Here is a 20,732-nt window from a genome sequence, read left to right as displayed (position 1 = left end):
GCTGCGCGTCGGCGATACGGCGTTAAAAACAAGCTCAAAATGCTCATGTACCACGTGTACATTCCGCTTTTTCGCTCGTTTTCGCCTTGTCTCGCCCTCGCTCGCGAGATCGTAAACATGTTCTATGTCACCTCTTGGACTGGAGTCTGGCCGAAATTAATCAGTGCCACCGTCACCTGCTCTTTGGCCGAGACCAGGTCGTGGTAAGCGACGTGAAGCATATTCATGCTTTCCAGCACCTGATGAGTTTCATTGAAGCCGCACTCCAGGCTTTGCCGTGCGACGGCCAGGAAGATGAACAGCTGCTGCATCGGCGATTGTTTGGGGTGTTGCTGCCGGTATAGGGCGAACAACTGGTAGAAGTCGCGCATGATCCGTTCCGCCGCGTAGCCAGGATTGTGTTCCAGCCCCAGGCCGGTCAGCAGGTCCTTGCCCATCAGCGGCAGGTCCAGCGCGCAGCTGAGCGGGTCCATCACCGCGTGGTGAAATAAATCCAGAAATTGCTTGTCGGCGGAAAAACGGCTGTCGGCGACGGGATTGGCCGAGGCGGGAGCGGGGTCGCGCTGGCGGCCGTGCTTTCCGCCATGCTCCTGTTGCGAGAGCTGGTGTCCGGCGGCGCGGCCGGCCTGGGTCAGGGTAACGGGCAGGATGGGCATGACGGTCTCCTTGCGAGCGTGCCGCCGGGCTGGCTGGCGGCGTTTGGCCGGAAACGCGGTCTGGATCTGATTCGTTTCCCCGGCCATGCCTTATTTTCGGCAGGGCCGGCGGAAACTTTATTTTTAATTTAACAATATACGAAGTTTAAACAAATTATTGATTAATGGGCTGGAATCCATCAGCCGGCGTTGGAGTCGGTCTGCTGCTGGGGCTTCATGCTGGCGATGAAATCGTCGAAGCCTTTATTGACCAGATCGCGGGTTTTCTTGATTTCGTCGGCGATATTACCGTTGAACACCTTGAGGCCGTTGAGGATGTCCACGGCCTCGGCATATCCTTTCTCGAAGCCGCCGCGCACGATGTCGACGAAATTCTTGGCCTGCTCTTCCTGGCTCAACTCTGGGTGTTGTTTGGCATAGGTGCTGAAGAAGCTGAGCGCGCCGGACAGGATGCGCTGGGACGTGCCTTCCGGCGAATTGTCCTCGCTCAACTTCTGCTGAAGGATATTGGGCGTTTGCTGTGCGCCTTGGGCGGTCTGGCCGTCGGAGGCGGCTTGGGCTCCCGCGCCGCCGTTCAGCTGATCGGACAGGATCTGGTTGATGCTGTCGATGGCGGTGCGATAGAGCAGGGACAGCGATTTGCCGTCGGTATTGGTGGAAACGTCCAGATTGGCCACCAGTTGGGCGTTCAACTGATTGCGGGCGCTGACCGTGCTGCTGACGTTCTGGCTGGCGGAACTGCTGGTCTGGCTCTGCTGGACGCTGACGCTGAGCTGACTGCTGCTGGCGGGCGGGTTGTTCACGGAATTGATGGACATAGTGCGCTCCTTAGCGGAAAGGGCGGTTGAGATCGACGGCCGGATGCGGCGCGATGCTTTCATGCCCAAGGCGCTGGTGGTGTTGGTCGACCTGGTCTGAATCTATTGTGTTTATTGGGGCTTGCGCGGCTGGCGCAAGGAAACCGAGGGCTGCCTTACCTCAGTATGGCTATGTTTTCGGCCAGGCCGGCGGAAACTTGAGGCTTATTTCAGTGAGCGCGTGCACACGGCAGGCAGAGCCCAGGCTGGCGTTGGGCCGGCCCGGTTCTGGCGTTGACCGCCGGCGGCCGCCGGCTTCCAGTGATAGCTCCAAGACATTGAGTCCGCTGCGCGGATGATGATTTTGATTGCCGGGGCTGCCCGGCGAGCAGGGAGGAGATATTTGCTTGGCCAAATATCCCCTCCACCCCTAAAGGCCACCCTGCAAGCGAGGCCTACGGCTTCCCGCCGGTTCCCGCCAGGTCCGAGGCGCGGCTGAACTCGCAGCGCGCTACCGTCGCGCTGCTCGAACAGGCAGCCGCTTAATACCTCGGACCTGCCACCCGACGGCAGGCTTGAAGGGACCCGGGTCGCGTCGGATACGCGGTTTCCTGTGCACCAAACCGTGTTTCAACGCACAGAAAAAAGGCTCTTAGCGGTGCTGCTTCTGACGGCGCAGGAAGTCGACCGCCAGGTCCGGAAAGTCGCTGAAGGCGCCGTCCACCTGGGCGCGGTTGTACACCGCGTCCAGCAACTGATCCATATCCTTGGCGTAGGCCGGCAGCGCGTCCTTGCGCAGGGTGTAGGGGTGGATCGCCAGGCCGTTGGCGTGCGCGGCGCGGCTCATGCCGGTGAGCTTGATCTTGCCCGGCGTCGAGGTCTTGTCTATCAGCATCGGGTACTGCGGGCCGATGCCGTCGGCGTACTTAGCGACCTCCTTCATGCCTTCCGGACGGAACATCCAGTCATAGCTGTAGTTCACCCACTGGCCGGCGGCATTCTGTTCGAAGGTTTCCTGCCAGTCGGTGTAGGCGATCAGCTGCACCAGCTTGAGGTCCATGCCGGCCTTGGGCATCAACACGGTCTTGATGCGCTTGAGTTCATTGAAGTCGAAGCACTGTAGATAGACCTTGTCGTTCTTGCCGGTGTAGCCGTAGCGCTTCAGCACTTCCAGCGCCTTCACTGTGATGTCCTTGCCTTCCTGGCGGTGGAACCACGGCGCCTTGATCTCCGGGTACAGGCCGATGTCGCGGCCGGTGGAGTGGTTCAGGCCCTGGATGAATTCGATTTCCTCTTCAAAAGTGTGGATGCGGAAATCGGACTTGCCCATCGGGAAGCGGCCGGGGTAGGTCTGGCGCTTGACACCCTTGTCGATGTCGAAGCCTTCGGTGAAGCGCAGCGATTTGATCTCGGCCAGGGTGAAGTCTATCGCGTAATAGCGGCCGTCCTTGCGCGCGCGCTCGGGAAAACGTTCGGCCACGTCGGTGACGCGGTCCAGGTAATGATCGTGCAGCACGATCAGCCTGTCGTCCTTGGTCATCACCAGATCTTGCTCCAGATAGTCCGCGCCCTGGGCATAGGCCAGCGCCTTGGACGGCAGCGTGTGTTCCGGCAGGTAGCCGCTGGCGCCGCGGTGGGCGATGACGATTTTGTCGGCGGCCTGGGCGGACGCGGCCAGGCCGATGGCCAGCGCGACGGCGGCGAGCAGGGGTTTGCAAGCGAATGACATGGATTCTCCTTTATATATAAGTTCGCAACGGACGTTGGCGCGACGCCATGATCGGATGCGCGGATGTCGGCGTGATGAAAGCCGGCCAGTTCATCGGCATCGCCATGGTTTTGTTTTTACTGAAAGGAGTAGGACGATAGGGTATCGCCGCGCCGGCGACAAGCCCCTCCGGCGCGGTAGTTTTGAAGATGTTCACGCCCTTGCTGCGACCGCGAGGCAAGCGGTTTTCACGCTTTTCTCCATGCTTCCCGCCGACGCGCAGCAGATCGTAAACAGGTTCTACAACTCCACCGCCTGCCGGGTCCTCAAGGCCTCGGTAATGGCCAGGCCGATGCGGGTGGCTTCGCGGGCGTCGGCCAGGCTCAGGGCCAGCGGCTGGTCCAGGCGCGCGGCATCGACGAAATGCTGCAACTCCAGCGCGAAGGCTTCAGCGAAGCGCTGGTAGAAGTCCGTTACGCACTCGTTGCGCACGCCGTGGCGGTCGCTGATCTCCACGCGGTTGGCGCGCGGGTTGGCGCCCACGCTAAGCCGGCCCTGGGCGGCGAAGATCTCGGTCAGCGTCTCGTGGCCGTGCGCCTGAGTGCGCGAGGCGTAGAAGCAAGCCAGCTTGCCGCCCTCGAACTCGCACATCGCCACGCCGTTGTCCACATCGCCGTATTGCGCCAACGCGCCGTGCACCGCGTTGACGCCGCTGGCCCACACCCGCAGCGGGCGCGGCGCGCCCAGCAGCCAGCGCGCCAGGTCGATGTCGTGGATGCTGCAATCCATGAAAATGCCGCCGCTGCTGGGCGCGAACTGCACGAAGAAGCCGCTGTCGTCGTTGAGGTCGCAAGTCTGCGAGCGCACCAGATAGGGCTGGCCCACCAGGCCTTGCGCCAGTTTGGCGGCGGCGTCCTGGTAACTGGGGTCGAAACGGCGGACGAAACCCACCATGGCCTTGAGTTCCGGGCGGCGGGCGGCGGCGCGCTCCACCCGCAGGCAATCGTCCAGGTTCAGCGCCAGCGGTTTTTCGCAGAACACATGTTTGCCGGCATCCAGGCAGGCGATGATCTGATCGGCGTGCAGCGCGGTGGGCGTGGCCAGCAGCACCGCGTCCAGCCCCGGTTCGGCCAGCAGGCCCTCCAGCGCGGCGTGGCCGGCGGCGTCGGGCAGCTCCCGCCGCGCCCAGCCCAGTTCCTCCCGCAGCGGCGAGCAGACGCCGATCACGCGCGCGCCGGCGATGCGGTCGCGCAGATTGAGCGCGTGGCGGCGGCCCAGCCGGCCCAGGCCGGCGACGCCGAGGTTCAATGTAGACATGACAAGCCCCCCCTGTTGAGTTAGACCTGATCCAGTTCGACAACCCGGCCCAGCCGCCAGGAGCGGGTGGCGGCGTCGGCCAGCTCCAGCGCGCGCACGCCGTCTTCCACCGTGGTGCGCGGCGCGGCGCCGTCGCGCATCACCTCCAGGAAGTGAGCCATCTCGGCGGCGTAGGCTTGGCGGTAGCGTTCCAGAAAGAAGGGCTCGGGCAGGTCCGCGGCCACGGCGCGCTCGCCGTAGGCGGTGACCTCGGTGGGGCGGTGGTTGCCGGCTTGCAGCATGCCGCGGCTGCCCAGCACTTCGAAGCGCTGGTCGTAGCCGTAGGCGGCGCGGCGGCTGGTGTTGATCTGGCACAGCCGGCCCTGGCGGGTGCGCAGCGTCACCGCCGTGCTGTCGGCGTCGCCGGCGGCGGCGATGGCCGGGTCGCTCAGCGCGCTGGCGCTGGCGTGCACGCTGACGACTTCGTCGTCCAGGATCCAGCGGCAGATGTCGAAGTCGTGGATCAGCATGTCCTTGAAGATGCCGCCGGAGCGGCGGATATAGTCCAGCGGCGGCGCGCCGGGGTCTCGGCTGGTGACGATGAGCATTTCCGGCGCGCCGATCTCGCCGGCGGCGAGCCTGGCCTTGAGCGCGGCGAACGTGGGGTCGTAGCGGCGCTGGAAGCCGATCAGGCAGGGCACGCCGGCCGTCGCCACCGCCCGCGCGCACTGGCGCGCGCGTTCCAGTTCCAGGTCCACCGGTTTTTCGCAGAAGATGGCCTTGCCGCGCGCGGCGGCGGCCAGGATCAGTTCGGCGTGGGTGTCGGTGCTGGAGGCAATGACCACGGCGCGCACTGCCGGATCGTCCAGCGCCTGTTCCGCGGAGCAGGCCTCGGCACCGTGGACGGCGGCCAGTTCCCGTGCCGCCGGCGCATGGCTGTCCACCACGTATTTGAGCCGCATGTCCGGCAGGCGGGCGAGGTTGGCGGCGTGGATCTTGCCGATGCGGCCGGCCCCAAACAGCGCTGTGTCAATCATCGTATCCTCCAGTCTCCTTGGTTTCTTCTATGTTCAGCTCCAGCCGGCAGGCCAGCGCGATGAACAGCGCCTGGCACAGACAGATGGTGCTGGTCAGCGAACGGAAGGCGAAGGCGGAGCCTTCCCGGACCGTCAATACCGCGTCGGCCCCGCGCGCCAGCGGGCTGAGTTGGCTGTCGGTGATCACCAACTGCTTGGCCTTGTGCTGCGCCGCCACCCGCGCGCAATAGCGGCTTTCCTTGCCGTAGGGCTGGAAGCTGATGGCGATCAGCACGTCTTTTTCTCCAATGCTGCGGATTTGCTGTGGAAACATGCCGCCCAGGCCGGACAGCAAATGCACTTTTTTGGCGGTGTGCTGCAAGGCGTAGGCGATGTAAGAGGCGATGGGAAACATGCGCCGCACCCCGGCCACGTAGATGTTGTCGGCGTTCAACAGCAGCTCCACCGCCGCTTCCAGCTGCGCCTCGTCCAGCGAGGCGTCCAGCTCTTGCAGGCCTTGCTGGCAGGCGGCGATGAAGTCGCGGGTCATGCCGCCGGCGGAGCGCTGCTCGTCGCGGTTGGCGATCAGGCTTTGGATGCGCTGCCGGTAATTGGGCTGCGGCGCGCCCTGTGGCGTAAATGCGTCACGAAACAGCGCCTGCATGTCGGAAAAGCCGGCGAAGCCGAAGCGCTGGGCGAAGCGGACGATGGCGGAGGGCTGCACCTCGCAAGCCTGAGCGATGTCGGTAATGCGTTGCAGCATCAGCGTGCCCCGGTGCTGCTCCACGTAGCCGGCAATCACTTTCAGCTGCTTGCTCAGCGTGTCGTATTCGGCGGCGATGCGCTGCATCAATTCTTCGGCGGAGGCGGTGTTGGCCATGGACGGGCTTCCCTAAGGTTTTGGCCAGTATACGTTTTGTCCCGATATTCGAAAATATTTTTCTATTGAAAAACAATTTTGGAAAATTATTTGCAGAGTAGAGCGAAAGCTCTTAAGGTGATTTCACGCCCGGCGCCGACTGCGTCCGCGGCCGACACCATAGCGGGCTCCACGATGGGCCGGCGGAGAATAAGGAGGAGAGAGATGCAGCAGCGATCCTGGACTTGCAAGTGGAAGCGGGCTCTGCCCGCGGCGGCGCTGGCGCTTTGCGCGTTGGCTCAAGCCGCGCAGGCGGCCGACGCCCGCCTGGTACTGATCAGCCACGCGCCGGATTCCGACGCCTGGTGGAACACCATCAAGAACGCCATCAAGCAGGCCGGCGAGGATTTCAACGTGCAGGTGGATTACCGCAATCCGCCCAACGGCGACCTGGCCGACATGGCGCGGCTGATCGAGCAGGCGGCGGCGCGGCGGTACGACGGCGTGATCGCCAGCATTGCCGATTACGATGTGCTGAAGCGGCCGCTGGGCCAGGTGGTGGCCAAGAAAATCCCGCTGATTACCATCAATTCCGGCACCGTAAAGCAAAGCGAAAGCCTGGGCGCGGCCCTGCACGTCGGCCAGCCGGAATACGACGCCGGCTTCGATTCCGGCAAGCAGGCCAAGGCCGCGGGCATCAAGACCTTTCTCTGCGTCAACCATTACGCCACCAACCCGGCCTCCTTCGAGCGCTGCAAGGGCTTCGCCGACGCCATCGGCGCCGATGTGCGCAAATCCACGCTGGACGCCGGCGACGACCCCACCGGCATAGAGAGCAAGGTCAGCGCCTATCTGCGCAACAACCCCGGCACCCAAGCGTTGCTGACGCTGGGGCCGACCTCGGCCAGCCCCGCGATCAAGGCGGTGAGGAAGATGGGCCTGGCCGGCAAGCTCTACTTCGCCACCTTCGACCTGTCCGAGGACATCTCCAAGGCGATCAAGGACGGCACCATCAAGTTCGCCATCGACCAGCAGCCCTATCTGCAGGGCTATATCCCGGTGGCGGCGCTGGCCATCATGAAGCGCGACAAGACCACGGACCCGGCCAAGGTGGAAGCCGCGCTCAAGGCCAGCCCCAAGTTCCAGGCCCGGCTGAAGGAATACGGGCTGGCGCCCCTCTACAAGGGCCGCCACATAAACTCCGGCCCCGGCTTCGTCACCAAGGACAATATCGCCAAGGTGGAGAAGTACGCCGGGCAGTACCGCTAGCCGCCGTTTTTCGATGGATCTGACGCCCGGCGCGGAATTATCGGCCGCCCGGGGCGAGGAGCAGAGCAATGAGCATGAGCAAGGCCAGCCCGGGCAAGGCCGCGGGCATCCGTATGGCGCCGCCCGGCGACGATGAAAGAGTGCGGCGGCTGTCGCTGTTCGACCGGCTGATGGGCCGGCCGGAATTCGCCGCCGTCGCCGGCGCGGTGCTGGTGTTCGTGGTGTTCGGCGTGAGCGCAGGCGGTTCCGGCATGTTCGCGGTGGACGGCATCGTCAACTGGTCGCAGGTGGCGGCCTATCTCGGCATCATCGCCATCGGCGCCTGCCTGCTGATGATAGCCGGCGAGTTCGATCTGAGCCTGGGCTCGATGATAGGCTTCGCCGGCATGATGGTGGCGATTCCGCCGCTGTACTTCGGCTGGCCGTTCTGGCTGGCCATCCTGTTCGCCTTCGCCGGCTCGCTGGCGGTGGGCTGGCTCAACGGCTATCTGGTGCTCAAGACCCGGTTGCCGTCCTTCATCGTCACCCTGGCGTTTCTCTTCATCCTGCGCGGCCTGACGCTGGCGCTGTCCATCCTGTTCGCCAACCGCACCATCGTCAGCGGTGTGGGCGATCTGGCGGCGGCGGACCCGCTGGCGCAATGGCTGTTCGTCGGCCATGTCGGCGCCGGCCTGTTCCACTGGCTGGCCGGCATCGGCGCCATCGCCTCCCTGCCGGACGGCGGCGCGGCGGCGGCCGGCGTGCCCAAGGTGCTGCTGTGGTGGCTGGCGTTGGCGGGGATTGCAGCCTTTGTGCTGGCGCGCACCCGGATCGGCAACTGGATCTTCGCCGCCGGCGGCGACGCCAACGCGGCCAAGAACGTGGGGGTGCCGGTCAAGCAGGTGAAGATAGGCCTGTTCATGTTCACCGCCTTTTGCGCCTGCTTGTTCGCGGTGCTGCAAGTGTGCGACGTGGGCTCCGCCGCCGCCGACCGCGGCCTGCAAAAGGAGTTCGAGGCCATCATCGCCGCGGTGATAGGCGGCTGTCTGCTCACCGGCGGCTACGGCTCGGTGGTGGGCGCCTGCGTCGGCGCGCTGATCTTCGGCGTGGTGCAGATCGGCATTACCTACACCAATATCAACTCCGACTGGTTCCGCGTCTTCCTCGGCCTGATGCTGCTGATGGCGGTGTTGTTCAATCACTATGTCAGACGCCGCGTGACGGAGGCCAAATGATGGTCACAACCGGCAAAATCCCTGCGGCCGCGTTGCGCCTCCTTGCCGTACTCAATGTACTGTCTGCGTCGGCGCGCCTTGCCGCAGCCGCTGCGCTGAATTTTTCCGATCGTGACGGACCGAGGTCGAGCCGGCAAAACGATGTGGCGGCCTTGCGCCTCCTTGCCGTACTCAATGTACTGTCCGCGTCGGCGCGCCTTGCCGCAGCCGCTGCGCTGAATCTTTCCGGTCGTGACGGACGGAGGTCGAGCCGGCAAAACGATGCGGCCGCGTTGCGCCTCCTTGCAGTACTCAATGTACTGTCCGCGTCGGCGCACCTTGCCGCGGCCGCAGCCCCGAACAACCCTGGCCAGCGGCCGCAAGGAGTCGAATATGAACCCGTGTGACGACTACATTCTGGAGCTGGACCAGGTCAGCAAGACCTTCGGCTCGGTGATTGCCTTGCAGAAGGTGGACCTGCAACTGCGCCGCGGCGAGGTGCATTGCCTGCTGGGCGACAACGGCGCCGGCAAGTCCACGCTGATCAAGACCCTGGCCGGGGTGCACCGGCCCAGCGGCGGCGAATACCGGGTGGACGGACAGCCGGTGCGCTTCGAATCGCCGCGCCAGGCGTTGGACCTGGGCATCGCCACCGTCTATCAGGATCTGGCCCTGGTGCCGCTGATGTCGGTGGCGCGCAATTTCTTCTTGGGGCGGGAGCCGTTGAAGAAGTGGCTGGGCTTGCTGCCGGTGCTGGATCTGGAACTGGCCGGCGAAGTGGCGCGCGACAAGCTGGCGGAAATGGGCATCCACATCCGCGATCCCCATCAGGCGATAGGCACTTTGTCCGGCGGCGAAAAGCAATGCCTGGCCATCGCCCGCGCCATTCACTTCGGCGCGAGGGTGTTGATCCTGGACGAGCCCACCGCCGCGCTGGGCGTCAAGCAGAGCGTCAATGTGCTCAAGCTGATTTCCAAGGCGCGCGAGAAGGGCATCTCAGTGATCTTCATCACCCACAACGTCAACCACGCTTATCCGATAGGCGACCGCTTCACCCTGCTCAACCGCGGCCGCTCGCTGGGCACTTACCCCAAGGACTCGGTCAGCAAGGAGGAAGTGCTGGACATGATGGCCGGCGGCGCGGAAATGCAGAAACTGATGGCCGAGCTGGACGGCGTCCATATCTGAAAGGTAGATCTAGCATGCAAAACACCACCCGTTTCGCCAGCGGCCGCGACCGCGACCTGGTCTGCCTGGGCCGGCTGGCGGTGGACCTGTACGCGCAGCAACTGGGCGCGCCGCTGGAAGACGCGGCCAGCTTCGCCAAATACCTGGGCGGCTCCTCCGCCAACATCGCCTTCGGCGCGGCCCGGCTGGGCTTGAAGTCGGCGATGCTGTCCCGCGTCGGCGACGAACAGATGGGCCGCTTTCTGCTCAACACCCTGCGTGCCGAAGGCTGCGATGTCAGCCAGGTGAGGGTGGACCCGGAGCGGCTGACCGGCCTGACCCTGCTGGGCATCAAGGACCGCGACACTTTTCCCTTGCTGTTTTACCGCGAAAACTGCGCCGACATGGCGCTCAGCGCCGATGACATCGACGAGGGCTTCATCGCAGGCAGCCAGGCTTTGCTGATCACCGGCACCCATTTGTCACGGCCCGGAGTGGAGGCGGCCAGCCGCCGCGCGCTGCAATACGCGCGCCGCCACGACGCGCGCACGGTGCTGGACATCGACTATCGGCCGGTTCTGTGGGGCCTGGCCGGCCGCGGCGACGGCGAAACCCGCTACATCGCCAGCGCCGAGGTCAGCGCCCATTTGCAGAGCCTGCTCTCCGAGTTCGACCTCATAGTCGGCACTGTGGAGGAGTTCCTGATCGCCGGCGGCGAGGCTGAGCTGATGCCGGCCTTGGCCCGAGTGCGCGCGCTGAGCCAGGCGGTGCTGGTGGTCAAGTTGGGGCCCTTGGGTTGCGCGGTGATTCCCGGCGAAGTGCCGGCGCGCATCGAGGACGCCTTCAGCGTGGCCGGCGCGGAAGTGGACGTGATGAATGTATTGGGCGCCGGGGACGCCTTCCTGGCCGGTTTCCTGTCCGTCTGGCTGCGCGGCGGCGACTACGCCGAATGCTGCCGCCGCGCCAACGCCTGCGGCGCGCTGGTGGTGTCGCGCCACGGCTGCGCGCCGGCGATGCCGACCCCGGCCGAGCTGGAACGTTTTCTGGCCGCGCCGACGCGGCGGCCGGGCGAGGACGCGGCCCTGAGCCGGCTGCACCGGGTCAGCGCGGCGCGGCCGCGTTGGGACGAGTTGTGCGTGTTCGCCTTCGACCATCGCAGTCAGTTCTTTGAGCTGGCGCGCGCGGCGGGCGCGGACGAGGCGCGGCTGCCGCGTTTGAAACAGCTGCTGGTGCAAGCGGTGGCCGGCGTAGAGCAGCGCTTGGGTCTGCGCGGGCGGGTGGGGGTGCTGATAGACGAGCGCTACGGCGCCGACGCGCTGTACGCCGCCACCGGCCGCGGTTGGTGGGTGGGCCGGCCGGTGGAGCTGCCCGGCTCCAATCCGCTGGTGTTCGAGCAAGGACGCGCGATGGCCGGCGCGCTGGCCGCCTGGCCGCGCGAGCACGTGATCAAATGCCTGGTCCAGTACCACCCTGACGACGAGCTGGACAACCGGCTGGAACAGGAGGCGCAAATCCGCGCGCTCTACGACGCCGCCCAGGCCAGCGGCCATGAACTGCTGCTGGAAATCATCCCGTCCAAGGATCTGCCGCGCGCCGACGACACCGTCTACCGCGCGCTCAAGCGCTTGTACAACCTGGGCATCTATCCGGACTGGTGGAAGCTGGAGCCGCCCGCCGCCGCGCAGTGGCCGGCGCTGGACGCGCTGATCGCCGAGCGCGACCCCTATTGCCGCGGCGTGGTGCTGCTGGGCTTGAACGCGCCCTTGGATGCGCTGCGCCGGGGCTTTGCCGCCGCGCGCGCCAGCCGCAGTTGCCGCGGCTTCATGGTGGGTCGCAGCCTGTTTCAGCGGCCGGCCGAGCGCTGGCTTGCGGGCGAGATCGACGACGCCGGCCTGGTGGCCGAGGCCGGCGCCCGATTCACTGAACTGGTGGCGGTCTGGCGCGAGGAGCGCGGCACGGCCGGCCGCGCGTTCAGCGAGGAGGGCGCGCGATGAGCACGATTCGCTTAACCATGGCCCAGGCGCTGGTGCGCTACCTGGCCGCGCAGCGGGTGGAGCTGGACGGCGAGGAGCTGCCGCTGTTCGCCGGGGTGTGGGCCATCTTCGGCCACGGCAACGTCGCCGGTCTGGGCGAGGCGCTGCAGCAGGCCGGCGACAGCCTGCCCACCTGGCGCGCCCACAATGAGCAGGGCATGGCTCATGCCGCCATCGCCTACGCCAAAGCTCATTTCCGCCGCCGGATGATGGCGGTGACCAGCTCCATCGGCCCCGGCGCCACCAACCTGGTCACCGCCGCGGCGCTGGCCCACGTCAACCGGCTGCCGCTGCTGCTCTTGCCCGGCGACGTGTTCGTGTCGCGCGCGCCGGACCCGGTGCTGCAGCAATTGGAAGCGCCGCAGGACGGCACGCTGTCGGTCAACGACTGCCTACGGCCGGTGTCGCGCTATTTCGACCGCATCGTCCACCCGGCGCAGCTGCTCACGGCGCTGCCGCGCGCGCTGGCGGTGCTGACCGACCCGGCGCAGTGCGGGCCGGCCACGCTGGCGCTGCCGCAGGACGTGCAGACCATGGCTTGGGACTATCCGACGGACTGGTTCCGGACTAGGCGGTGGCGCATCGCCGCGCCGCCGCCGGAAGCGGATGCGCTGGAGCGGGCTGCGCGGGCGCTGGCCGCCGCGCGGCGGCCGCTGATCGTGGCCGGCGGCGGCGTGCTCTACAGCGCCGGCGGCGCGGCGGCCTTGCGCGCCTTCGCCGAGCGCCACGGCGCGCCGGTGGCCGAAACCCAGGCTGGCAAGAGCGCCTTGCCCTGGGACCACCCGCTGCAACTGGGCGCGATCGGCGTCACCGGCTCGCCGGCCGCCAACCGGCTGGCGGAACAGGCCGATCTGGTGCTGGCCCTGGGCACCCGCTTGCAGGATTTCAGCACCGGCTCCGGGCAGTTGTTTCGTCAGGCGGGGCTGCTCAGCGTCAATGTCAACGCGCTGGACGGGATCAAGGCCGACGCCGTGGCTTTGACCGGCGACGCCGCACTGTGCCTGGACGCGCTCTCGGTGCGGCTGGACTGCTGGCGCGCCGACGCCGGCTGGAGCGCCGAGGCGCGCGCGCTGGCCGAGGACTGGCGCGCGGAGACGGCGCGCGTCACCGGCCAGCGACAGCCTCGCGGCCTGCCTTACGACGGCGAGGTGATCGGCGCGGTACAGCGCCATCCCGGCTCCGAGCGCGACGACATCGTGGTCTGCGCCGCCGGCACCCTGCCGGCCGAATTGCACAAGCTGTGGCGCGCGGCGACGCCGGGCGGCTACCACCTGGAATACGGCTATTCCTGCATGGGCTATGAAATCGCCGGCGGCCTGGGCGTGAAGATGGCGCGGCCGGAGCGCGAAGTCATCGTGATGGTGGGCGACGGCAGCTATCTGATGATGAACAGCGAATTGGCCACCTCGGTCATGCTGGACCGGAAGCTGATCGTGGTGCTGCTGGACAACCGCGGCTACGGCTGCATCAACCGCTTGCAGCAAGCTTGCGGCGGCGCGCCTTTCAACAATTTGCTGGACGACTGCCGCCAGGGCCGCCACGGCGCGCCGCGAGTGGACTTCGCCGCTCACGCTCGTGCTTTGGGCGCCGAGGCCGAGCACGTGGCCGACATCGCCGGCCTGGAGGCGGCGCTGGTCCGCGCCCGCGCCGCCGAGCGCAGCTATCTGATCGTGATCGACACCGATCCGGCGCGCACCACCGAGGCCGGCGGCTGCTGGTGGGAGGTGGCGGTGCCGGAGGTGTCGGAACGGGCCGAGGTCCGCGCCGCGCGCCAGGCTTACGAAGACCGGCTGCGCCGGCGTCAATACGAATAGCGGGGAACAAGGCAATGCATGCATTCGACGTGAAAATCGGCATCAATCCGATCTCCTGGAGCAATGACGACCTGCCGTCGCTGGGCGGCGAGATCTCGCTGGAGCAGGCACTGGCCGAAGGCGCGGCCATAGGCTACCGCGGCTTCGAACTGGGCAATAAATTTCCGCGCCAGCCGGAAGCGCTGGCGGCGGCGCTGGCGCCGCACGGCCTGCAATGCGTGTCCGGTTGGCATTCCGGCCGGCTGGCCGAGCGCGGCGTGGATGAAGAAGTCGCCGCCGTGGAACCGCATCTGCGGCTGCTGGCCGCCAGCGGCTGCCGGGTGATGGTCTACGGCGAAGTGGCCCAGGCGATACAGGGCCAGCCGAGGCCGCTGAGCCAGCGCCCGCGCTTTGGCTCGGAACGGCAATGGCGCGATTACGGCGAGCGGTTGAACGCCTTCGGCCGCCATCTGCAAAGCCACGGCCTGACGCTGGCCTACCACCACCATATGGGCGCTTACGTCGAAACCCCGGACGATGTGGACGCGTTGATGGCGGTCACCGGCCCGGAAGTGGGCCTGCTGTTCGACAGCGGCCACATCGCTTTCGCCGGCGGCGAACCGTTGGCGGTGCTGCGCCGTCATATTGGCCGCGTGGTTCACGTTCATTGCAAGGACATCCGCCCGCAGGTGGCGCGGCTGGCGCGCAACCGCGGTTGGAGCTTCCTGGAAGCGGTGCTCAACGGCGTGTTCACCGTGCCCGGCGACGGCGTTATCGATTTCGAAGCCTTGCTGCGCATGCTGGCCGAGCACGGCTATCGCGGCTGGCTGGTGGTGGAGGCGGAACAGGACCCGGTGGTGGCGCCCAGCTACCGCTACGCCGAGCTGGGCTTTCGCATTCTGGCCGGCCTGGTGGCCGCCATCCGCGCCGGCGCGTCGGAAAGGAGCTGCGCATGAATCAGCCTGATTTGCGTGTTAGAGCGGCGGCCGGCCGCGTCGCCGCCGACGTGACGCCGGCCTCCGCCGGCTGGCGCCATGTCGGCTTCCGCGCTTTGCGCCTGGCCGACGGCGAAGCCGAGGACTGGTTGCAAGCGGAGCGGGAATGCTGCGTGGTGGTGTTGGCCGGCGTCGTCGACCTCATCGCCGGCGACCAACGCTGGCCGGGCGTGGGCGGCCGCGCCGATGTGTTCGACGGGCAAGCGCCGTGGGCGGCCTACATCCCCGCCGGCTGCCCGCTGCGCGTCGTCGCCCGCGGGGCGGCCGAAGTGGCGTTGTGCTCGGCGCCGGGCCGGCCGCTCAGCCGGCCGCCGCGGCTGATCCGGCCACAGAACATGGCGCAAAGCGTGCGCGGGCAGGGTGCCAACACCCGCTACGTCACCGACATCCTGCCGCAGCAGGCGGAGGCGGACAGCCTGCTGGTGGTGGAAGTGCGCACCCCGTCCGGCCATTCGTCCAGCTATCCGCCGCACAAGCACGACCGCGACGCGCTGCCGACGGAAAGCCTGCTGGAGGAAACCTATTACCATCGGGTGAGCCCGGCGCAGGGCGTCGTGTTCCAGCGCGTCTACACCGACGAGCGCGACCTGGACCAGTCGCACGCGGTGGAGGACGGCGACGTGGTGCTGGTGCCGCGCGGCTACCACCCGGTGTGCGTGCCGCATGGCTACGAATCCTACTACCTCAACGTGATGGCCGGGCCGCGCCGCGAATGGCGCTTCCACAACGACCCGGCGCATGAGTGGATGCTGTCCGCCGCCACTTGATAGCGTGTTGACGATCTCACACTCGCTCGCGAGATTTTGAACTGCTTCTTGTTGGGTAGGTGTTTGCATGGCGGCGGGGTGCTCCCCGCCGTTTTTTTGGATGACCATGGCGAAAAGCATAAGCGGACAAGGCACCGCCATGGCATGGCGGCGGTCTTGGGTCGCATTGCTCATGACATTTAGGATTAATCCTATATTGCCGCTCTGTCTCTCAGCTTAAGGTGTTCAACTTCTTCGCGTGTTCAGCCGGGGAAGTCGCCATGCCGCCACAATATAGCCATCAAAGGACCGTCCCCGTTCGCTGGGCGAATCCATGTGCGTTGGTCGCGCTCAGCCCATTCCCCTTTCCTCGACAATGTGCAGGCCCTCTTTGGCACCGTAGCCACTATCACATTTGGTCCAACCTTTCCCGGTTTCAAGCTCCACAAATTCGCCTGCGGGAAACTGTATGCGGGTATGGGATACAACATCACAGAGCCGGAGCAATTCCAACGCTATTAACAGTCGCTAAGCCAAATCCCAACTCAAGATCGTGTTTGAGCCACAAGGAGAATAAGCATGGAATTCTGGATTACCGGCGAAGGCGTGACCCAGGCCGCCAGCCTGGCCAGCTATACCGCCATCCACTTCCCGCGCCAACTAAGCCGCGTCCGCCTCAAGCGCATTCCGTTTTGGGGCAAGGGCATTACCCATAAGGACGGAGCCATTCGGGAAAAATCCCCCGGCCACTACTGGGTGGAAATCACCCACGACGACCCCAGCATCAAGGAAAGCTATGGCTGGTATCCGGGGGCAAACATCACCGGTATGGAAAGGACAAAGGATAAGCTCAGCGCCATGTGGGATGTTGAAGGATGCATCAATGGTGACTCCAAAGAACGGCGTCAAGCTGATGAGGGAGTTGAAAATCCTAGGGACTTCATGGCTGGTCGAGGTATAGGTCACAAACCCTACCCTTACGACCCCAACCATGGCAACCCGGACGCCCGCAGCATCCAGCCGCTCTACTTGGGATTGACCGACCAACGCTCGGAGGCGGCGGTGATAGACGAAATCCGCGCCTTCGCCGCCGCTTACAAGGATCAATCCGGCGGCCGCTGGAGCTATCGGCTGGACAGCTTTGGCGAAGCCAACTGCCACACCTTCATCTGGCGCATGTTGCACGACTGCCAGTTGATAGACCTGGAATTGCTCAACGCCGACATCGACCCCCACTTCGACAAGCTGCGCGGCCTGGTGCTGAAGGAAAGCGCCAAGGGCGCGGTCTTCGGCGGACCCGGCATCGGTGCGGCCGCCGCCCTCAGCACCGCACGCCGGCTGATCAAGCCTGACTATGTTGACCAACTGGTAGCACACACCACCATGACGCGCGACGAGCTGAAGCGCCGGAACTGGTTATGACGATCTGGCAAAAAGCCTCACTGATCGGCGTTCTGCTGCTCATGTTGCTGCTGCCTATGGCGCTGTTCATCTACCAAGTCCATCACACTCCGCTCGCCCAACAACTATTTAACTGGATATTCCCCATGAGCCTTAACTACACCACCGACCGCAATGGCGTGCGTCTGGCCATCAATACACCCTACTACGTCTATGAAGGACCACGCACCTTCTCCACCAACTATTTCGATGGTGAGATTCTGAGTTTTGAGGCAGCGGAACTAGAAGATGGCGTTGCCCAGATTGCCATCAATCAAAACCAGAAGATCGCCTATCGACAGAGCCGTATTTCAAAGCGAGAACCCTATACCGCCCCCATCGACTACGAGCGCTTCGGCATCAAGGTCAATGGCATCTACTTCTTCGGTCTGGATGCGGATGGCCAGATCAACCGGCTGCTGTCCATAGAACAAGCGCTATTAGAGCCGGCCTACGTCAAGGCCGACATCTTTGTTGCCGAGATCCGCTCAGCTGAAAAAGTCACTAGAACCCGCATAGGACGTGCCCAGATGAATTACTGGGAATCCAGTGGTTCACTCAAGGAGATCAAGGGCTTCCGGGTTTGGGCAACGGGCCGCAAACGCGCTTGGTTTTCCACCTTTACTGAGCAAGGAGAAGGAAACACTATTCACACCATTGACTATCAGGTCCAAACCGAACCCTTCACCGCCGACATCCCCATTAAAGTCCTCGGTATCAAGAATGATGGCCGCTATCTGCTCAGCGTCCTCCCCGACAACAGCGCCGGCTTCCCTCGCCCGGAACTGGATGCGCTAGAAGACAAGCGTCACATCGAACTCTGGGTAAAAGATGGCCAGGCCTATCGTGCAACGTTGACCACCTATGTTGTCACTGGCGAGAAATGGACCTTCTACAACGACAAAGGCGAATTAGAGCGACGTAACGGCTACGACATCGAGAACGGCCGCAAGGTGGAGTGGGCGCAAAAGCTTGACCGAACCATAGGCCAACGCGGCGGTGAATGGGTGCCTCCTAGGCCGCAAGATGAGCAAGAGAATTGAACATCGGGGAATCTTAAGCCGCTCTGCTGTTTGGTTCGAGGCGGAGAAGCGGTTTCGCGGCCCACATACCGCTTTCCAGCGAGCCGCCGGCTTGGAGCGCTGAGTCGGACATGGACCGGGCCTTGAACGCCGGCGGGGCTTGGGTTGGCGCGGGCGGCGGTGTAAACTGCCGCTTTTACGACCGCGCCGGTCTCTTGCCTGGATTCCGCCATGCCCACGCCTCATGCCGCACGCCGCGCCCGCCTGCTGTCCGCCCTGGGCGACGCCGTCGCGGTGCTGCCCACCGCGCCGGAAGCGGTGCGCAACGCCGATAATTTCTATCCCTATCGCCCGGACAGCCATTTCCTGTACCTGACCGGCTTCGCCGAGCCGGAAGCGGTGCTGGTGTTGGACGGGCGCAGCGGCAAGTCCATCCTGTTCTGTCGCGACAAGAATCCGGACATGGAAATCTGGGAAGGCTTTCGCCACGGCCCGCAGGCGGCGGCCGAGGCTTTCGGCTTCGACGAGGCCTATCCCATTGCCGAGCTGGACGCGCGGATGCTGGAGCTGCTGTCCGGCTGCGGCCGGCTGTGCTGGAGCCTGGGGCGCGACGCCAAGTTCGACGCGCGCGTCAACGGCTGGCTGGACAGCCTGCGCCAGCGCGCCTACCACGGCGCGCCGGCGCCCAGCTGCTACGGCGACGTGCACGCGCTGCTGGACGAGATGCGCTTGATCAAGGACGACAGCGAGATTGCGCTGCTGCGCCGCGCCGGCGAGATTTCCGCCGCCGGCCATGTGCAGGCGATGCGCGCCACCCGGCCCGGCCTGCATGAATACCAGATCGAGGCGGAAATCCTGCACGCCTTCGTCAGCCGCGGCGCGCGCCAGCCCTCCTACGAGAGCATCGTCGCCGGCGGCGCCAATGCCTGCACTCTGCATTACTGCGCCAACAACGGCCTGCTGCGCGATGGCGAGATGCTGTTGATCGACGCCGGCTGCGAGCTGGAAGGCTACGCCGGCGACATCACCCGCAGCTTCCCGATCAACGGCCGCTTCAGCGGCCCGCAGCGCGACGTTTACGAAGTGGTGCTGGCGGCGCAGGCGGCGGCCATCGCCGCGTTGGGGCCCAAGGTGCCCTGGAACGCGTCCGGCGACGCCGCGCTGGCGGTGCTGGCCCAGGGCATGCTGGACCTGGGGCTGCTGCGGGGCAGCGTGGACGGGGTGATCGAATCCGGCGCTTACCGCCAGTTCTACATGCACGGCATCGGGCATTTGATCGGCCTGGACGTGCACGATGTGGGCGCGCGCAAGCGCAACGGCCTGTGGCGCGCTTACCAGCCCGGCATGTGCGTGACGGTGGAGCCGGGCTTGTACATCCGCCCGGCGGACGGCGTGCCGGCGGCCTTGCACAATATCGGCGTGCGCATAGAGGACGATGTGCTGATTACCGAGCAGGGCTGCGAGGTCTATACCGGCGGTGTGCCCAAGCAAATTGATCAGATCGAAGCGCTGATGAACGAGAATTGAGTATCCGGAGCCTGTGTCCCGAGGAAACAGGAAGGAAGCAGACATGCAGCAACAGACGAATGAACATGCGGACGTGGTGATCATAGGCGGCGGCCCGGTGGGGGCGCTGGCCGCGCTGCGGCTGGCGCGCGCCGGCCGCGAGGTGACGCTGGTGGAGGCCCGAGGCCGCGACGAGGCGGTGCGCGACGCGCGCGCGCTGGCGCTGTCCTGGCACAGCCGCGAGCTGCTGCGCGAAGCCGGCGCCTGGCCGGAAGATTTGCCGGCGTCCTTGATCGACAGCGTGCACGTGTCGCAGCAAGGCGCTTGCGGCCGCACCCTGTTGCAAGGCGAGGATGTGGGCCTGCCGCACTTGGGCGCGGTGGTGGACTATCCGGCGCTGGTGGCGGCGCTGGGCGGCGCGCTGGAGCGCGCCGGCGTGCGAGTGCTGTGGCGCCACCGGGTGCGGACGGTCAAGAGCCTCAGTCATTACGCGGTGGTGACGGTGACGTCCGACGCCGGCGAGAGCGTGTTGACCTGCCGGCTGGCGGTGATGGCCGAAGGCGGCGCGCTGGCGGAAAGCCTGCCCGGCGTCAAGCGCCTGAGCCACGATTACCGCCAGTGCGCGGTGCTGGCCGAGGTGCGCACCGAATTGCCGCCCAAGGGCGTGGCCTATGAGCGCTTCGCCCACGACGGGCCGCTGGCCCTGCTGCCGCACGGCGACGCTTATATGTTGGTGTGGACCCGCAGCGCCGAGGACGCCGCCCGCCTGCAGGCGGCCGACGACGCCGAGGTGGCCGCCGCCTTGCAGCAGGCCTTCGGCGAACGTCAGGGCCGTATTCTGAGCGTGGGGCCGCGCGCGGCGTTCCCGCTGGCGCTGAAGCAGCTCAACCGCGTGGTCAGCGGCCGGGTGGCGATGATAGGCAACGCCGCGCAGACCATGCATCCGGTGGCGGCTCAGGGCCTGAACCTGGGTCTGCGCGACGCCGCCGGCCTCAGCGCGGCGCTGGCCGGCGCGGCCGACCCCGGTGCCGCCGCCGCGCTGGCGGCCTACGCGGCGGCGCGGCGGGTGGACAGCCACGCGGTGGTGGGCTTCACCCATGGTTTGATCAAATTGTTCGACGGCCACCATCCGGTGGTCAGCGCCATGCGCAGCGTCGGCCTCAGCGCGCTGGACGCGCTGCCGCCGCTGCGGCGCAAGTTCGCCAGCCATCTGGTGTTCGGCGTTTGACGGGGGAG

The 20,732-nt window shown here is 65.8% G+C and carries 19 protein-coding genes; 12 read left to right on the top strand and 7 right to left on the bottom strand.

Translation table 11 applies throughout. The features are described 5' to 3' along the window. Positions 1-122 precede the first annotated feature (122 nt). From MOV80_RS20930 to MOV80_RS20900, 7 genes are all read right to left on the bottom strand, one after another. Positions 123-656, bottom strand: a complete 534-nt coding sequence (locus MOV80_RS20930; protein ID WP_141113268.1) for a DUF5610 domain-containing protein — start codon at positions 654-656, stop codon at positions 123-125. 179 nt (positions 657-835) lie between these two features. Beyond that, positions 836-1,474, bottom strand: a complete 639-nt coding sequence (locus MOV80_RS20925) for a DUF5610 domain-containing protein (RefSeq protein ID WP_118268122.1) — start codon at positions 1,472-1,474, stop codon at positions 836-838. 631 nt (positions 1,475-2,105) lie between these two features. After that, positions 2,106-3,182 carry a glycerophosphodiester phosphodiesterase gene (gene glpQ, locus MOV80_RS20920; protein ID WP_107731823.1) on the bottom strand — a complete coding sequence of 359 codons (1,077 nt, stop codon included), beginning with the start codon at positions 3,180-3,182 and terminating at the stop codon, positions 2,106-2,108. Between the two features lie 10 nt (positions 3,183-3,192). Further along, entirely contained in the window at positions 3,193-3,378 is a 186-nt protein-coding gene (locus MOV80_RS20915) for a hypothetical protein (protein WP_141113267.1), read from the bottom strand. 83 nt (positions 3,379-3,461) lie between these two features. Next, the gene (locus MOV80_RS20910) at positions 3,462-4,478 is read right to left on the bottom strand and encodes a Gfo/Idh/MocA family oxidoreductase (RefSeq protein ID WP_118268121.1); all 1,017 of its coding nucleotides are present in this window, start codon (positions 4,476-4,478) and stop codon (positions 3,462-3,464) included. Positions 4,479-4,498: 20 nt separating this feature from the next. Further along, positions 4,499-5,494 carry an inositol 2-dehydrogenase gene (gene iolG / locus MOV80_RS20905; RefSeq protein WP_118268120.1) on the bottom strand — a complete coding sequence of 332 codons (996 nt, stop codon included), beginning with the start codon at positions 5,492-5,494 and terminating at the stop codon, positions 4,499-4,501. Then, positions 5,487-6,353, bottom strand: coding sequence for a MurR/RpiR family transcriptional regulator (locus MOV80_RS20900; protein WP_081575962.1), 867 nt, complete (start codon positions 6,351-6,353; stop codon positions 5,487-5,489). The genes iolG and MOV80_RS20900 overlap by 8 nt, the downstream gene beginning before the upstream one ends. Before the next feature lie 204 nt (positions 6,354-6,557). Here MOV80_RS20900 and MOV80_RS20895 point away from each other — a divergent pair, with 204 nt between their 5' ends. The 12 genes from MOV80_RS20895 to MOV80_RS20840 all read left to right on the top strand — a co-directional run bounded on the left by MOV80_RS20895 (position 6,558) and on the right by MOV80_RS20840 (position 20,724). Beyond that, positions 6,558-7,601, top strand: coding sequence for a sugar ABC transporter substrate-binding protein (locus tag MOV80_RS20895; RefSeq protein ID WP_118268119.1), 1,044 nt, complete (start codon positions 6,558-6,560; stop codon positions 7,599-7,601). Between the two features lie 68 nt (positions 7,602-7,669). Then, positions 7,670-8,815, top strand: a complete 1,146-nt coding sequence (locus MOV80_RS20890; RefSeq protein ID WP_081575960.1) for an ABC transporter permease — start codon at positions 7,670-7,672, stop codon at positions 8,813-8,815. Then, the gene (locus tag MOV80_RS20885) at positions 8,812-9,201 is read left to right on the top strand and encodes a hypothetical protein (protein ID WP_118268118.1); all 390 of its coding nucleotides are present in this window, start codon (positions 8,812-8,814) and stop codon (positions 9,199-9,201) included. The genes MOV80_RS20890 and MOV80_RS20885 overlap by 4 nt, the downstream gene beginning before the upstream one ends. Next, entirely contained in the window at positions 9,188-9,982 is a 795-nt protein-coding gene (locus MOV80_RS20880; RefSeq protein WP_118268117.1) for an ATP-binding cassette domain-containing protein, read from the top strand. The genes MOV80_RS20885 and MOV80_RS20880 overlap by 14 nt, the downstream gene beginning before the upstream one ends. Positions 9,983-9,996: 14 nt before the next feature. Next, positions 9,997-11,955, top strand: a complete 1,959-nt coding sequence (gene iolC, locus MOV80_RS20875; RefSeq protein WP_118268116.1) for a 5-dehydro-2-deoxygluconokinase — start codon at positions 9,997-9,999, stop codon at positions 11,953-11,955. Next, positions 11,952-13,808 (top strand): 3D-(3,5/4)-trihydroxycyclohexane-1,2-dione acylhydrolase (decyclizing), encoded by a 1,857-nt coding sequence (iolD, locus tag MOV80_RS20870; protein ID WP_118268115.1) that lies wholly within the window; start codon positions 11,952-11,954, stop codon positions 13,806-13,808. Before iolC ends, iolD begins: the two co-directional genes overlap by 4 nt. 14 nt (positions 13,809-13,822) lie before the next feature. Next, positions 13,823-14,743 carry a myo-inosose-2 dehydratase gene (gene iolE, locus MOV80_RS20865; protein WP_118268114.1) on the top strand — a complete coding sequence of 307 codons (921 nt, stop codon included), beginning with the start codon at positions 13,823-13,825 and terminating at the stop codon, positions 14,741-14,743. Further along, positions 14,740-15,549 carry a 5-deoxy-glucuronate isomerase gene (gene iolB, locus MOV80_RS20860; protein WP_249605454.1) on the top strand — a complete coding sequence of 270 codons (810 nt, stop codon included), beginning with the start codon at positions 14,740-14,742 and terminating at the stop codon, positions 15,547-15,549. The genes iolE and iolB overlap by 4 nt, the downstream gene beginning before the upstream one ends. Before the next feature lie 558 nt (positions 15,550-16,107). Continuing rightward, entirely contained in the window at positions 16,108-16,950 is an 843-nt protein-coding gene (locus tag MOV80_RS20855) for a hypothetical protein (protein WP_043590320.1), read from the top strand. Continuing rightward, positions 16,947-18,011, top strand: a complete 1,065-nt coding sequence (locus MOV80_RS20850) for a hypothetical protein (RefSeq protein ID WP_043590318.1) — start codon at positions 16,947-16,949, stop codon at positions 18,009-18,011. Before MOV80_RS20855 ends, MOV80_RS20850 begins: the two co-directional genes overlap by 4 nt. A gap of 210 nt (positions 18,012-18,221) precedes the next feature. Beyond that, the gene (locus MOV80_RS20845) at positions 18,222-19,517 is read left to right on the top strand and encodes an aminopeptidase P N-terminal domain-containing protein (protein ID WP_019100012.1); all 1,296 of its coding nucleotides are present in this window, start codon (positions 18,222-18,224) and stop codon (positions 19,515-19,517) included. 43 nt (positions 19,518-19,560) lie between these two features. Beyond that, a complete protein-coding gene (locus MOV80_RS20840) occupies positions 19,561-20,724 on the top strand; it encodes an FAD-dependent oxidoreductase (protein ID WP_118268111.1) in 1,164 nt (387 codons plus the stop codon). Positions 20,725-20,732: the final 8 nt, after the last annotated feature.

This window comes from Chromobacterium sp. IRSSSOUMB001, assembly GCF_023507765.1.
Classification (GTDB): Bacteria; Pseudomonadota; Gammaproteobacteria; order Burkholderiales; family Chromobacteriaceae; genus Chromobacterium; species Chromobacterium haemolyticum.
Note: the sequence above shows the minus strand (reverse complement) of the source record. Positions and strands in the feature narration are given on the sequence as shown.